This is a genomic window from Blautia obeum ATCC 29174, assembly GCF_025147765.1.
Taxonomy (GTDB): Bacteria; Bacillota; Clostridia; order Lachnospirales; family Lachnospiraceae; genus Blautia_A; species Blautia_A obeum.
The window spans coordinates 3,550,828-3,565,287 of sequence record NZ_CP102265.1; the positions used below are offsets into that span (position 1 = coordinate 3,550,828).

Sequence of the window (14,460 nt, forward strand, 5' to 3'; positions counted from 1 at the left end):
CTTTTCCCTCCAATCACACTGCATTTTTGACCTTACATCCACATGCCTTCATTCTTTTAACATATGCATAAAATTGTTTATGTAGTTCTCTCATCTCATCTGGTGCTTTCATAGCATGTTGATACATAAATTTATCTCCAAAGCTGCTTTCGAATGTAATAGCAAGCATAATCGCAAGAATTGACAATGGTAGAAAACAAAAAATATTCATTTTGCCAGGCGACAACCTACCTGACTGTTTCCGCAAAAAGTTAAAATTTCTTTTCAATCTTTTGGCTGTTTTCTTCATGATCTTCCAGTCTCTTCCAGCTCTCTCCGAACAATCAGCTTCATAATATGCATCTGCAATCGGCACCACCATGGCAAGATGACACAGCTGCCACATATGCATATTCTTTACTTCCTGATGTGGGATACGAGCATGCTTTAATATCTTTGAAAAATGCTTTGTTCTTTCAGATTTATTTCCTGATATTTCTGCAAATGTTGTTGGTTGGATAATCCTCGGAGTAAGGGACGCATCAAGGATGCCATCATCATTTATACTTCCGCCGGCTCCCGGAAAAGCCGGTAATATTCTTCCTGTTCCAACAATGTCTTCCCATTTTTTATAACTGTCCAGTGAATTTACCATTGTAACAATCGTATTGCTTTTATTATTTTTCAATTCCGAAAGTGCTTCATACAGCTGATTTTCCCGAACAGTCAGTAAAATAAAATCATAAATATCATCATTTGGCACTTCTTCGATAATCTTAATTTTTGCCTTTATTAAGTCCTGATTTTTCTTATAAAGTAATCCATTATTTTTTAGGATCTCAAGTCTTTTACCTCTGGCATAAATACTTGTATCGTAACCTGCATCTGCTAATAAAGCCGCATACAAGGAGCCAATCACGCCTGCACCATAAATCAATATTCTCATAGAAATCAGTCCTTTTTTAGAATGTTCTGTATATCGCATATATGTTAGCTGTATCTAACCGCATATTTCTAAAAAACCGTGCGCAATGCAAGACTGTAATATCGCACGGTTCTTTTTCATGTGTTCAGTATATCACTTGAAAATTTATATAACAAGATGCTGCGTTCTTTTCTCTATAATTCCTCCATAATTTCGATTCTCTATACACTCTTTTTTGATATTTTTTCTGTTCCCCCCACTGTAAAACAGCCTCTGAGCGTTTCGTTATATAGAGGGATACAAATAAGAGCAAGATCCACCCAGGTATTACCGTATCGTCATTTTATGGCTACGGCATACCTCCGGGTAAGTCTCTTGATGGGGATTCCGATTCCCCATACCCTCGTACAGACATCAAAGATATCTGTAGGCTCTCTATCAAAGATAGTCGCAGCACTTTATATAACCGGAAGGGACAGCCGGTTAAAAAGTGTAATCGCACATCCAAGATGTCTTATCAAAAAGGAAGGAGGACTATGGCACCAAAGAAGAAAGAAAAGAATCTCAAGAGAAGTAACATCATCACATTAAAACTAACAGATATTGAATTGGCAGTATTAAATGAAGCCGCTGACGTTACAGGGCTTTCCCGTTCTGAATATCTGAGAAAACTCCTGCTTGAAAAGCAAATCAATCACCAGATTGAAGTTGTTGCAGACATGAATGATCTCAGAAAACTGGTCAGTGAATATGGAAAGATCGGATCGAATCTCAATCAGATCGCTAAGCATTTTAACAGCGGTGGCAGTCAGTCTCGTGCTATAGAAAATGAAATCCATCAGTGCATCACGGACTTATTCCTATTGAGAAAAGAAGTACTGAAACTGGCAGGTGGTATGAATGGCAATCGTAAAACACATTAAAAGCAGAAATGCAAATTACTCGGCTGCTATCAATTATCTTCTGTTTGAACATGATGAAAAAACCGGGAAAAAGATTGTAGATGAATCCGGACGATGCATCCTGCGAAAAGAGTTTTATATGGATGGACTGAACTGTGATCCGATGTCTTTTGACAAAGAATGCGAACTGACAAATGCTCATTTTCACAAAAATAAGAAACGTGAAGATATCAAAAGTCACCACTACATTATCAGCTACGATCCAGCCGATGTTACAGAAAACAGACTTACCGGTGAAAGAGCACAGGCAATTAGTTTGGATCTTGCAAAGCAGATGTTTCCCGGATATCAGGCTCTGGTGGTTACTCATACCGATGGCCACAATGAATCCGGAAATATCCATACTCACATCGTTATCAACAGTGTGCGAAAGACTGCAGTGGAAAGGCAGCCTTATATGGATAAACCACATGAGGAAGCCGCCGGTTACAAGCATCGTTCCACTGATAAATTCATGAGCACTTTTAAGAAAACTGTCATGGATCGATGCCAACAGGAAGGACTTCACCAGATAGATCTTCTTGCTCCGGCTGAAAGAAAAATCACTCAGAAAGAGTATATGGCACAGAAACACGGCCAGCAAAAACTGGATGAGATCAATCAAAAAATTATTGAAGATGGTCTCAAACCAACATCCACCGTGTTCCTTACACAGAAAGAATATTTGCGAAATGCGATTGATGAATGTGTTGCCACATCCAATAGTTTTGATGAATTCCAATCTAAACTTCTGGAACAATTTCAGATCTCTGTGATTGAGCATCGGGGCAGATACAGCTATCTTCATCCTGATCGACAGAAGCGGATTACTGAACGTGCACTGGGAACACGATATGGAAAAGAACACCTAGAACAGACCTTCTTATGCAAGGATCCATTGGCCATTCTCTACGTCAGATCTCACCTGCGCCTGGTTGTAAATCTTCAGACAAATGTGAAAGCAATGCAGAGCCCGGCTTATGCTCATCGGGTAAAACTTTCTAACCTGCAGCAAATGGCAAATACCATTATCTATGTGCAGGAACATAGATTTGATACACAGTCAGATCTGAAAAACACATTGCTTGCATCAAAACAGGAACTGGCTGAACTGCAGACACAGTTTACTCAGCATCGGTCCAATCTAAGAATCCTCAACGAGCAAATTCGTTATACCGGACAGTACTATGCAAATAAGGAAGTTTATTCCCAGTTTTCAAAAGCAAAGTACAAAGGAAAGTACCGGAAAGAACATGCGAAGGAAATTCAGAAATATGAAGAAGCCAGAGATTGGCTGAGATCCTTTTATCAGGATGGAAAGATGACAAGCCTAAAAAACCTGACTTTACAAAAAGAAAAACTGCAACAGCAGATATCTTCCGAAGAAGAAGCAATAAGCAGCTTGACAGAAAAATTAAAAGATCTGGACACTGCCGATCAGAATGTTGATGCCATTCTTCAGATGCAGATTCCAGAACCAGTGAAATCAAAAACCAAAGATCTCGAACGATAACTATTACAAAACAAAGGAGGAACTATCACATGACACAAGAAGAATTTAATGTTGTATTTGAACTTCAGATGAGAAAGTGTGCCGATATTCTGGCACATAAAAAGAAAGAATATACCGGTGATAATATTGACCGCCTCAGTGCATTCAAGATTGCTGCCGCTTTACAGAACTGTGATCCAAAAGCAGCACTGGCCGGCATGATGTCGAAACATGTCGTATCCCTTTACGATATGTGTTATTCCACTCTGTTACATTTTGACATGGAACAGTGGGATGAAAAACTCACAGACTGCATCAATTATCTGATCCTTTTAAAAGCTCTGGTAAAGGAGGAACAGGCCTATGGATCACATTGAAACAGCTATCTTAAACTGCTATGGGATCCGGGAAGCAGAACAGAATATGGTCTTTGCTGCCAGGCTCACACAACACGGTCATACGATCCAGAACATGGCAGATCTGATGGATCTTTACCGTCAATCCTACAGTCAGAAGACTGTAGAAAACATTGCAGGGCTTCCGCATCCAACCGTGCAGAAATTCATGGTCATTACCGTAGCTGTTGTTGGTGCAAGCAGACGCTTCCTGACACAGATCACAAGACATCAAAACGAAGTAAAGTACATGAGTGCATCTCTGCAGTACAGCAATTATTCCGGTCATGCTGCATTTGCTATTCCATATGGAATCATGAAAGCAGATAAAGAAATCCAGGATATTTACAAGAAAAGCTGTCAGTCAGATCTGGATCATTATGCAGAGCTTTGTGAATTAGGTATTGATCATGATTCAGCCGGATATGCTACACCTCAGGGACTTCGAAACGTATTGATCATCAGCGCGACACCTTACCAGTGGAAGCATATGATCGGCCAGAGAACCTGCCGAAGAAATACGGATGAAACAAGGATTGTGATGCTACAGATCTGGCAAAGATTGTACAAATTAAGCCCGATCCTTTTTGCACCGGATCTGACCGGTCCATTCTGTCAGAGAGGAAGCTGCATGGAAAAACAGATGTCCTGCCAGAATCCTATTTCAAAACTTTGGACTCCTGCTGATATCTTAAAAGAAGATTATCCATTGCTCATCAGGAAGGAGGTGAGCAGCCATAAAGATTAAACTGATTGACTTTGGTCTGAAAGCAAATCATCATCCCTTCCGGCCACATGAAAATGATGCCGGTGCTGATGTATTCATGCCTTATAATTGCGTATTAAAACCAGGTGAGGTTGCAAGAATTCCACTTGGATTCGGTCTCATCATACCGGATGGATTTGCCGGATATGTCTTTCCACGAAGCAGCATGGCAGCAAAAGGACTGGTATGCGAACTTCCACCGATCGACTCCGGTTACCGTGGTGAGATCCATGCCATTATCAGCAACGTAAGCACATCTTCTCAGACCATTCACAAAGACACACGTGTCGGTCAGCTGGTGATCACACCGGTCGTGATCGCAGACTTTGTCCTGAACCTCGGTGAAGAACGAGGAACCGGGGCATTTGGAAGCACAGGAGAATAATAATATGATTACATTTGGAAGAAAATTAAAACACTTAAGACAAAAAAATCATCTCACCCAGAAAGAACTTGGGATGGCTGTTGGATTTCCCGACAGCTGTGCTGATGTCCGGATTGCTCAGTATGAAAGCGATGTCCGAACGCCAAAAGAGGATCTTATGAAACTCTTCGCATCAACACTCGGTGTTCCGGTTGAACTCTTTACTGTACCGGTACTCTCAGAACCTAGGGAATATGAGGCGGCGGAGTATTGGAGGTATGAGTTAGGGGCGGAACTAGATTAATTGTCATAATACTGAAATGAGGCAACGGATTTTCCGCTGCCTCGCTTTTATCATTTTGAGGGTAATTAAAAATATCCTCCTGTGTTGAGCAATCCTCTTTATCCTTGAATACCTTACAGCTCCCGCCTTTCAGTTCGTACTTGCAAAAGTCAATCTGGCTTTCAATGCTGATACTGTCCTTTCGGTCTACTGACTGCCTTGCGTAAATACAATCTTCTCTGATAATGTCCATATTGGGCTCCTTTCCGTATGGAATTGAGCTACCAACCTTACAACTATATTATACCATTAGCAGCCCCGGACAACAATGTTGCGATTGATTAGCGAAACCTGTCCCCGTATTTGCTGAATATATCGTACGGGTTATTTTCGATTTCTCTTTTTCGTTTCTTCTTTTCCTCCGGGGAGAGTACCGGCGTCAGGTTTTCCAGCACAATGAGCTTGCCTTGAAAATAAACAGATTGCTTGTCGCTTTGGTATGTAACAGCTTGAACCATTGAAAACCTCCCTTTTCCAGTATAGGTTAATGCCGACCAGTCTCCCTCTTGTCCGAATGGGTAAATATAAAAAAGCGCCCAGACAGCAGAAAGCTACTCGAGCGCAAAAAATACGGTATTCAGTTACATTGTGACAATTTTCGCACCGGCTGCCAGACGGGGGCTGTTCGGTGGCTGGGCTTTTTTTGACAGCAGTGCAAATACAGTCTGAATTTGTCGGCGGACAAGTTCTTTCATGACGGCTGCCTCTTTCAGCCGTGAAAAGCTCTCATCGCTGATAATGTGTTCAATCCGGCAGGCGTCGGCCTCCGCAGTTTCAGGGTCAACGCCCGCTGCGATAAGCTGCTCAGTGAAAAAGCAATGGCGCTCGTAGATTTTTTCGGCAACTGCCCGGCCTACATCGGTCAGGTGCAGGAAATAGTCGCTGTCCATCGTGAGAAAGCCACCGTCCCGCAGGGTTGCTACTGCATGGCACACACTGGGCTTTGACACCTCCATGTGCCGGGCCACATCTACGGAGCGTACCATACCGAGTTTCTTTTGAAGAACAAGAATGGTTTCCAGATAGTCCTCCCCGGACGCATGAAGTTTCATCAGTACCTTTTATGAATTAAACGCTTAACTTCCAATTTGCAGAAGCTGTCTGCAAATCGACCAGCCTATGATAGAGGCCATTTTCTTTCATAAGTTCTTCGTGAGTTCCGTTTTCGGCTACAATACCATCTGACAATACAACGATGTTATCGGCAGCTTCCACCGTCCTCATTCTGTGAGCGATTATAAGAACTGTCTTGCCTTTTACCAGCCTGGATATTGCGTTTTGAATTTCAGTTTCGTTATCTACATCAAGAGAAGCAGTAGCTTCATCCAGAAGAATAACAGGAGCGTCTTTCAAAAGAGCACGTGCGATAGAAAGGCGCTGTGCCTCACCGCCAGATAGTGTTGAACCATTTTCTCCGATCACCGTCTGATAGCCGTCCGACAATTTTGAAATAAATTCATCACACTGCGCTGCTTTAGCTGCGGCAATCACTTCTTCATCCGTTGCGTCCTTTTTACCGACACGAATATTTTCCATGATGGTGTTATTAAACAGCACAACATCTTGAAAAACGATAGAGAAGTTTTTCATCAACATGGTTGAATTTAGCGGAGCAATATCGGTTCCGCCCAACAGTATTCTTCCTCCGTCCAGAGGATAAAATTTGGCTGCCAGTTTTGCGACTGTACTTTTGCCGCCGCCGGACGGGCCAACCAATGCAGTGACCTGTCCCTGTTTTGCAGTAAACGAAACATCCCTCAGTACCGGTTTGCCCTTTTCGTAAGAAAACTGGACATGATCGAATGTAATATCGTACCCGTTTGTATGGATATTCTTCTCGCCGGTTTCTTCCGGGTATTCCTCTATTTCTTTCAAGCGGTTCACCTGAAGCTGTACAGAAAACAGCTCTGCCATATTTGACATCGCCCCGGAAAGCGGATCGTACAGGCGGGAGGCAGCAATCAAAAACAGAATATAGGTAAACAGAGAGGTATCTCCACTTACCACAAGACTATTACCTACTACAATCACCGTTGCCAAACCGAGCCGTAAAAACATCTGGCCGGTTGTCAGCAGACTTGCCGTTGTCATTTCGGATGAAATCTGTGCTTTTTCCGCAGCATCCATCTTTGCGTCCAATTTGCGAAGATAATCTTCTTCCTGATTGCAAGCCTTTATATCCTGTACGGTTTCCAAACATTCCTGAATGCCTTCTGCAAGCTCCAGTCTTGCGTTCATGTGCTTTTTGCTGAGTTTTTCCTGCCATTTCCGTGACAGAATAACGATTGCAAATGAAATCGGAGCTACCCAAAGAAGAGCCAAACCCATTTGCCAGTTGAAAATCAGCAGGCCGATACAAACAATCCCCGTAGAGATAACTGCTCCAAAGAATTGTGGAACCGTATGAGAAAATGCGTGTTCAAAGTTTGCACAGTCGCCCATAATTGTGCTTGTCAGGTCAGCAAGATCACGCTGGTGGAAAAAGGTCAGCGGAAGGGTACGCAATTTTTCCGCAAGCCCGATACGCCGCCTTGCGCTTTCATCATACGTTCCGAGATATGTCGCGGTGTACTGGCAATAATGAAAAATAAAAACAACAGCTAAAATCACAATTCCAATCACAGTGTAAACGGCGGCACTGATCTCTGGCGCACTCGCTCCCAAAACAGGCGCAAGAAGCTGATTGAGGACGATAGCCAGAAGAATAACAGGAAACATAAGGCTGATATTGGCCAGCACCGAATAAACGATCCCTTTTAACAGGTCTTTTGCACCCTGATTGCTTAACGCATACTTCTTTTTTAACGCCTTAATCATGCTGCTCATCCTCCTTTCCGACCTTCCAGGCAATCGAGGTCTGGTAATCCTTCCACATAGAAGAATAAATACCATTTAAGGCTACCAATTCTTCATGCGTACCTCTTTCTGCAATCTGCCCCTCCTTGAACACCAGGATAAGGTCTGCGTCTTGTATCGTAGAGAGCCGGTGGGCAATCATCATAACCGTTTTGTTTTGGGTCAGCCGCTCAAAAGCGAGCTGTATCTGATGTTCGTTTTCGGCATCTGCAAATGCTGTGGCTTCATCCAGTACAATAATAGGGGCGTCTTTTAAAATTGCCCTTGCAAGAGCAATTCTTTGATTTTCACCTCCTGAGAGATATGTGCCTCCTGTTCCAACGAGCGTATCAAGCCCATCCGGGAGGCGGTCAATAATATCTTTGCATTGTGCTTCATCAGCCGCTTTCAGGACTTCTTCCCTGGTAGCGTCCGGGCGGGCCGCCTTAATATTATTCAGCAAGGTGTCCTTGAACAGACAGGTATTCTGAAACACAAAAGCAACTCTTTTCATCAGTTCCTGCTTCTCAATATTGCGTACATCCACGCCGCCAATCGTAACGGAGCCTGACTGAACATCATAAAATCGGGGAATGAGGCTTGCCGCTGTACTTTTACCGCTGCCGGAGGCACCAACAAGCGCCACTGTTTTTCCTGTCGGAACCTCAAAGCTGATATGGTCTAAGGCCTTCTCTTTGGTCCCTGGATAGGCGAAGGAAACATCCGAAAACACAATCGAAGCATCTGCCGGGATCAGGGGATGTTCCGGCTCCTTCAAGGGCTTTTCCTGCAAAATTTCATCCACCCGGCTGACTGCACTTTTAGCCGCCATAAGCTGCTCGCTGGCAAACATGATACGGTTCATCATAGTTGCACAGACCGGAGTAAACAAACTGTAAAACAGAAAATCCAGCACAACATTTTCATAAGCCGCCTGGCCGCTGACCCCGGACAAAATAAACATGGCGACTGGAATAAGTAAAACAAATGTGCCGTTCAGTGTTACTGTAAATCCTGTAAGAGGAATACGGCATTTTAAGGCATACCCGGAAGCAAATTTTTCGTATTCTTCTATTGCAGCGTGAAAATTTTTGAAGGAATAAATAGTTTGCTGAAATACTTTTACAACAGGAATACCGCGAATATATTCCACAGCTTCTTTATTCATTGTTTCCAGTGCAGTCATATACTTGCCCATAAACTGCGCATTATCTCCGCCCATCATCTGTTTGAGAAAGATGACACTGATTCCCATAGGTATCAGGCAGCAAATTCCCAGCCGCCAGTCAAAAAGGAAAATCAAAATAATAACGGCAACCGGCATAACTGCGGCTCCGGTCAGATCGGGAAGCTGATGGGCCAGAAATCCTTCTGTAAGCCCTGCATTATCATCAATGATGTTTCTGAGCCGTCCGCTTGCATTTTGGCTGAAATACCCCAACGGCAGCGTCACGATATGATGAATTGCAGATTTTCTCATATTGGTGGCTGTACGAAACGCCGCCAGATGAGTACAGTTCAGGGCGATAAAATAAATTAAAATGCTTGCCGCTGCAAACACAACCGCCATCCACGCATAATGGGCGCTCCCCGTTGCAAGAGATATATCCCCGGCAGCAAAAGCCTGGATTAAATCGCGGATGACGAGCCAAATGCAAACAAAAGGCAGCATAGATAAAATGGTACTGATTCCGGAGAGAACACATCCCAAAACAGTCAAAACATGGAATTTCCCTGCATATCCGAACATTCTGGACAGTTCTCCATTTTTTTGTTTCTCCATAAGCAAGTCTCCTTTCGCAATAATAGACGGGTTAGCATTTTATAACCCATCTATTATCATAAAATCATTCGGTTGTTTCTGCCACTCCATACAGAGCGTATCTATCCAATCGGACACATAATTCATTGACACATAAGGCAGGAGTATAAGCGGGACAAATTTTCCTGTAACGGAAATGTTTCTACATGACCTTCATCAACGAAATGCAGAACCCGATTGCAAGTCATAGCGGCAAATTCATAATCGTGGGTAATGATTAAAATGGTCTTTCCTTTTTGCGCCAGATCTTTCAAATGCTCCGATATTCTCATCATATTTTTGAAATCAAGACCGCTGGTAGGCTCATCCAAAATCAAAACGGGGGTATCTATCCAATCCGATACTGCGAGAGTGAGTCGTTGTTTCTGCCCGCCGGAAAGAGTAGCGGGATGCCGTTCTTTCCATTCAAACAAGCCATATAGTTTTAGCAGATCATCGCGTTGCTCCTGGGTACTGCCTTTTCCGTTTAATAGCAGTTCTTCTTCTACGCTGTCCCCAAACAACTGGCAATCTGTATTTTGCATAACAAAGTAGGCAAAATTCTTCCGTTTGCCTTTAGATACCTTTGTCCCGTTATATATGACCTGACCCTCTTTTTCCTTTTGCATACCACAAAGAATATTCGACAAAGTAGTTTTGCCTATTCCGTTATGACCTACAATCGCAATCAGATCACCAGCATACGCCTGAAAAGATACATCATGGAAAACCGGATGTTTGCGATAGGAAAACGCCAAATCCTTTACCTCCATCGTCATATCTTTTTCTTTTACAGGGGAAATATCTACTTCAATATGGTGCAAATCTGCCGCTCGTATTCCTATGGCTCGTCTTTTTTCTTCTGGAATAGAGCGCAGTTCTCCCGCCGTCCATTCTTCTTTTATGCTCCCGTTTTCCATATAGAGAAAACGGTCTGCAAGGTCAGTAAGATAATAAAGCCGGTGTTCAGCAACAATGATTGTGTGGCCTTCCGCTTTAAGTCCACCCATCAAATTTTTAAGTGCCTCAACGGAATACATATCCAAATTGGCCGAAGGTTCATCAAACACATAAATTTCCGGATCAACAGCATTGACGGAGGCCACCGCTATTTTCTGTTTTTCCCCGCTGGACATCGGATAAATTTCTTTCCCTCGCAGCATATCTCCGTTAATACGCTTGATTGCACTTGAAACCCGCCTATCCAATTCTTCATACGGAACGCCATAATTTTCACACCCAAACGAAATCTCATCCTCTGTAATACTGGCAAAAAACTGGCTCTTTGGATCTTGAAAGATTGAACCTACTTTTTTCCCGATTTCATACAGAGGATATTCCGATATGTTGCGTCCCAACAGTGTGATGCGCCCTTTCAGTGTCCCTTCGTAAAATTGTTCGCCTAACCCGTTTACCAATCGTGTTAAAGTTGTCTTTCCGCAGCCGCTCCCTCCAGTCAGAACAAGAAACTCGCCCTCTTTTACATCGAGGCTGATATGATGGATACTATCTGTTTCGGCTCCCGGATATTCAAAAGATACATCTTCAAACTGGATAACGGATCGCCTTGCTTTATCATTTACCATTACGCTACCATCCTTTCCAGCACAAAATAGAATGCAGTTACACAAACAGCAATCACGCACATAATCCAATCTCTTTTTTGAAATTCTATTTTTCTGCGGCAGGTATGTTTCCCAGGATTGGAAATCCCCCTGCTTTCAGCAGAAGCGGCAAGTTCTTCGGCTATTCTGGATGAACGGAAAATAACAGGCGTAACAATATACTCCATTGCGTCCAGAGGGTGTTTCCATGACAACAGCTTTCGCAGTCGAAGGGAGGAAAACACATCAGAAAATTCACTGCGCACAGTAGGGAAGAAACGCAGCATGAAGGTTACGGGCAGGGCAATTCCATTAGGCGCGTGGATTTTCTTAAAAACTGCTACAACTTCTCCCGGCGGCATACCAATCACGGGCTGCGCAGCCATAACCATCATCAAAATACGCAGCACCATGAACAGGAACATTTCCGGCATAAGAATGGTAATGCCCTGTCCTCCTGAAAGCAACCTCAACACGATAAAAATACCGCAGACGATCAAATATTTTATTGTCTGCCTGCCAAAGCCCTGAATAATCAGATACACGCTCAAAACGCCAAAAAGTGTGTATATCAAAATATCGCTTGTGAGCACCGCCACAAGCGACATAGTGAGAACTATGACAAGCAATTTGGTTCGAAAATCAAATTTCATGCTCATAGTTTATTTAATCGCACCACTCTTTCTGAAGTGCTTCACAATCAGTTTGTTACTAATCATGCAGCCAAGGACGGCCAGGATAGCGGTGACAGCCAGACTCAAAAGGACGTACTTCGGATCGGTGTAATACTGGGTCTGAACCTGAACCTGCTGCTCGCTGACGCCGGTGGCAAGAAATGCGTCTTTGAAAAACCAAATTTCTGACATACCATGTGCAGCGCGAACCAGTGCCGTGATTACCCACGAAATAGACACACGCTTAATGTCATGGTAGGCATCCTTTCCGCACATGGAAAGCTCTGCGATGATACCGCCGCCCAAAAACCACGGAATCATAAATGGCCCCATCATCAATCCGGCGATAATCGCCCACATGATATTGTAGACAAGAGCGGGGCCATGCTTGCCGACTTTCATGCACATATAAACATAGAACGGTGCGAGGATAAGTGCCGCACCAGCGGCGTTAAAAATCATGGAATAGAACAGTGAAGCGCCGGTCAGGATCGAATAGACCATAAATACAACGAACATGACCGCACAGAAGATACCGATGATTGCCGCGTCTTTGACAGTGTACTTGTTACCTGTCGATTTTTCATTTTCCATTTGGAAATCCTCCTTTGTCTTGCAGAAAGTTAGCAACGTCTAACCCACTATTCAAAAAATAGGCCAGCTTCAAGCGGTCTTTCTGCTTTTATCTGACAAAGGATATTCTAATACAGCTCAGATTTCTTCGCCACTCCATACGGACCCGCTTCTATCCAAACGGACACTCTTTCTGAATTCCGTTGGAGAGCTGCCATACGTTTCTTTGAAGGCAGAAGTGAATTTATTCGGATTTTCATATCCGATTTTACTTGCAATCTCCGTTACTGACGACTCGGTTTCCAGCAACAATTTTTTGGCGACTTGAAGCCGATAGGTACGAAGATAAGAATAGACAGAGGTTCCATAGACGCCTCGAAAGCACTTTTTCAATGCTGTTGTAGAAATCGCGAATTTCTGGGAAAGCTGTTCAATCGTATGATGTGCTGTCAAGTCCTCCGTAATATAGGACGCTACTGCTTTAATCAATGCGACCTGATTTTGATTGAAATAATCCGTCTGTAAAACTTCTTCTGCCGTATTGAGATCACTTAAGAACAGAAGCAGTTCCAGCATTTTGACTTTCATGTATCCTGGTTTTCTTTTTTCCCGGACATGATAGAGTTCCGAAAAAATATGTTCAATAGACGGATTGGCCCGCATGATGCAGCAACGGTTTCCTTCGCAAATATATTTTTGTATGTAGTGCAAATCAATATTCAATAGCTCCATGATTTGCCGTATTTCCGGCAGCAATTCATCCAGATTGATGACGATAGAAATACCGTGATAGTGGTTCAGCGGAAAACACGAATTTGACTTTTTCTTCATCATGGAGCTGATCGACAAATCGCCTTCCGCCATATAGCAGCAACTATTTTCACCAAAGCTACACTCAAAACGTCCTATCAGACAATGGTTAATCTCTATCATGTTTTTAACTGTGGCTTGATTTTGATTGCAATATCCCATGTGCATATCGTTATAGTAAAGCTCAATACCAGAAAAAACCTGATAGACTGTAATGCGTCCATGCCCTGTTTCATTTGACAGCCGAAAAATTTTACAGTCCTGCCGTAGTTCATCTTCTTCGAGAGAGCCGTATAACTTTGTCCCTTCAAATTCGTCTGGCAATTCAGACCGCAATAATACTTCAATCGTACCAGAGAGTGCTTGTTTTTCATAGGTCAGCACTACCCATTCCTCCTTTCGGTTCGTTATAACTAATCACTCTAAGTATAGGCGCGAATAATGGCAGTGTCAAATGGTTTTCTGACAAAAAGAAAAAGTTCTAAATATAAATAAACTCTTGACAAATCATTTCCTCCACCTGTGCTTTCAGCGTGTTCATCAGCCCCACCCAGCGTATGGGGTCATGGGCTTTCAGTTCCTCGGTGACGCCCGCTGCCTCCATCATCCGGGGCAGCATGGCGTCCATCCGTTCCTGCTCCGCCCGGTCAATCTCCAACAGGTGCGGGTACAGCTTTTCGCTTAAAATCAGGCTACTACAAAGACCGGCCGATGTTCTTTCGAGTATCATTGCTTTTATATAAATAAGACAGTTCTGGGGATTTTTCAGATATTCTATCCTTGGAATAGGGTGGTCTTAAATTCAATGATAACCGCGCTTTTTTAATCATATACGTTTCACTACCATCCTCCGAAGATCCTTTCAACCAGCAATCATCCGGATACTTCGCTGCAAAGCCTCGTAACCGTTTCGGCAAGTTCTGATTGAAGGTATACACATCATAGAATCCATCATCTT

Annotated in this window: 15 protein-coding genes and 1 pseudogene; 6 read left to right on the forward strand and 10 right to left on the reverse strand. The window is 43.2% G+C overall.

Features of this window, described 5'->3' with window-relative positions; all coding sequences use genetic code 11:
- Positions 1–13: 13 nt before the first annotated feature.
- The gene (locus tag NQ503_RS17060) at positions 14–925 is read right to left on the reverse strand and encodes a ketopantoate reductase family protein (protein WP_044925289.1); all 912 of its coding nucleotides are present in this window, start codon (positions 923–925) and stop codon (positions 14–16) included.
- A gap of 515 nt (positions 926–1,440) precedes the next feature.
- Between NQ503_RS17060 and NQ503_RS17065 the strand changes: the two genes are divergently transcribed.
- Genes NQ503_RS17065 through NQ503_RS17090 form a run of 6 tightly spaced genes read left to right on the forward strand, consistent with a single transcriptional unit; the run spans position 1,441 to position 5,166 of the window.
- The gene (locus NQ503_RS17065) at positions 1,441–1,827 is read left to right on the forward strand and encodes a plasmid mobilization protein (protein WP_044925254.1); all 387 of its coding nucleotides are present in this window, start codon (positions 1,441–1,443) and stop codon (positions 1,825–1,827) included.
- Positions 1,805–3,358, forward strand: coding sequence for a relaxase/mobilization nuclease domain-containing protein (locus NQ503_RS17070; protein WP_005423621.1), 1,554 nt, complete (start codon positions 1,805–1,807; stop codon positions 3,356–3,358). The genes NQ503_RS17065 and NQ503_RS17070 overlap by 23 nt, the downstream gene beginning before the upstream one ends.
- 29 nt (positions 3,359–3,387) lie before the next feature.
- Entirely contained in the window at positions 3,388–3,714 is a 327-nt protein-coding gene (locus NQ503_RS17075) for a hypothetical protein (RefSeq protein ID WP_005423620.1), read from the forward strand.
- Entirely contained in the window at positions 3,701–4,480 is a 780-nt protein-coding gene (locus NQ503_RS17080) for an FAD-dependent thymidylate synthase (RefSeq protein ID WP_005423619.1), read from the forward strand. The genes NQ503_RS17075 and NQ503_RS17080 overlap by 14 nt, the downstream gene beginning before the upstream one ends.
- Positions 4,481–4,496: 16 nt before the next feature.
- Positions 4,497–4,883, forward strand: a complete 387-nt coding sequence (locus NQ503_RS17085; protein WP_259893525.1) for a dUTP diphosphatase — start codon at positions 4,497–4,499, stop codon at positions 4,881–4,883.
- Between the two features lie 4 nt (positions 4,884–4,887).
- The gene (locus NQ503_RS17090; RefSeq protein WP_003864548.1) at positions 4,888–5,166 is read left to right on the forward strand and encodes a helix-turn-helix domain-containing protein; all 279 of its coding nucleotides are present in this window, start codon (positions 4,888–4,890) and stop codon (positions 5,164–5,166) included.
- A gap of 320 nt (positions 5,167–5,486) precedes the next feature.
- On the opposite strand, the gene NQ503_RS17100 is transcribed toward NQ503_RS17090, so the two are convergent.
- The 9 genes and pseudogenes from NQ503_RS17100 to NQ503_RS17140 form a co-directional block, all read right to left on the reverse strand.
- Complete coding sequence (locus NQ503_RS17100) at positions 5,487–5,663, reverse strand: hypothetical protein (protein WP_005423614.1); 177 nt, start codon at positions 5,661–5,663, stop codon at positions 5,487–5,489.
- Positions 5,664–5,786: 123 nt separating this feature from the next.
- Complete coding sequence (locus NQ503_RS17105) at positions 5,787–6,257, reverse strand: metal-dependent transcriptional regulator (protein WP_005423612.1); 471 nt, start codon at positions 6,255–6,257, stop codon at positions 5,787–5,789.
- A gap of 16 nt (positions 6,258–6,273) precedes the next feature.
- Complete coding sequence (locus NQ503_RS17110) at positions 6,274–8,022, reverse strand: ABC transporter ATP-binding protein (RefSeq protein ID WP_005423610.1); 1,749 nt, start codon at positions 8,020–8,022, stop codon at positions 6,274–6,276.
- Positions 8,015–9,823 carry an ABC transporter ATP-binding protein gene (locus NQ503_RS17115; RefSeq protein ID WP_005423609.1) on the reverse strand — a complete coding sequence of 603 codons (1,809 nt, stop codon included), beginning with the start codon at positions 9,821–9,823 and terminating at the stop codon, positions 8,015–8,017. The genes NQ503_RS17110 and NQ503_RS17115 overlap by 8 nt, the downstream gene beginning before the upstream one ends.
- A 122-nt stretch (positions 9,824–9,945) precedes the next feature.
- Positions 9,946–11,427 (reverse strand): ABC transporter ATP-binding protein, encoded by a 1,482-nt coding sequence (locus NQ503_RS17120; protein ID WP_005423605.1) that lies wholly within the window; start codon positions 11,425–11,427, stop codon positions 9,946–9,948.
- A complete protein-coding gene (locus tag NQ503_RS17125) occupies positions 11,427–12,104 on the reverse strand; it encodes an energy-coupling factor transporter transmembrane component T family protein (RefSeq protein ID WP_005423603.1) in 678 nt (225 codons plus the stop codon). The genes NQ503_RS17120 and NQ503_RS17125 overlap by 1 nt, the downstream gene beginning before the upstream one ends.
- 3 nt (positions 12,105–12,107) lie before the next feature.
- Positions 12,108–12,713 carry an MptD family putative ECF transporter S component gene (locus tag NQ503_RS17130; RefSeq protein ID WP_005423602.1) on the reverse strand — a complete coding sequence of 202 codons (606 nt, stop codon included), beginning with the start codon at positions 12,711–12,713 and terminating at the stop codon, positions 12,108–12,110.
- A 117-nt stretch (positions 12,714–12,830) separates the two neighbouring features.
- Positions 12,831–13,886 carry a helix-turn-helix domain-containing protein gene (locus NQ503_RS17135; RefSeq protein WP_154648317.1) on the reverse strand — a complete coding sequence of 352 codons (1,056 nt, stop codon included), beginning with the start codon at positions 13,884–13,886 and terminating at the stop codon, positions 12,831–12,833.
- Between the two features lie 97 nt (positions 13,887–13,983).
- Positions 13,984–14,228, reverse strand: a pseudogene (locus NQ503_RS17140) (TnpV protein); the annotation flags it as partial.
- Positions 14,229–14,460: the final 232 nt, after the last annotated feature.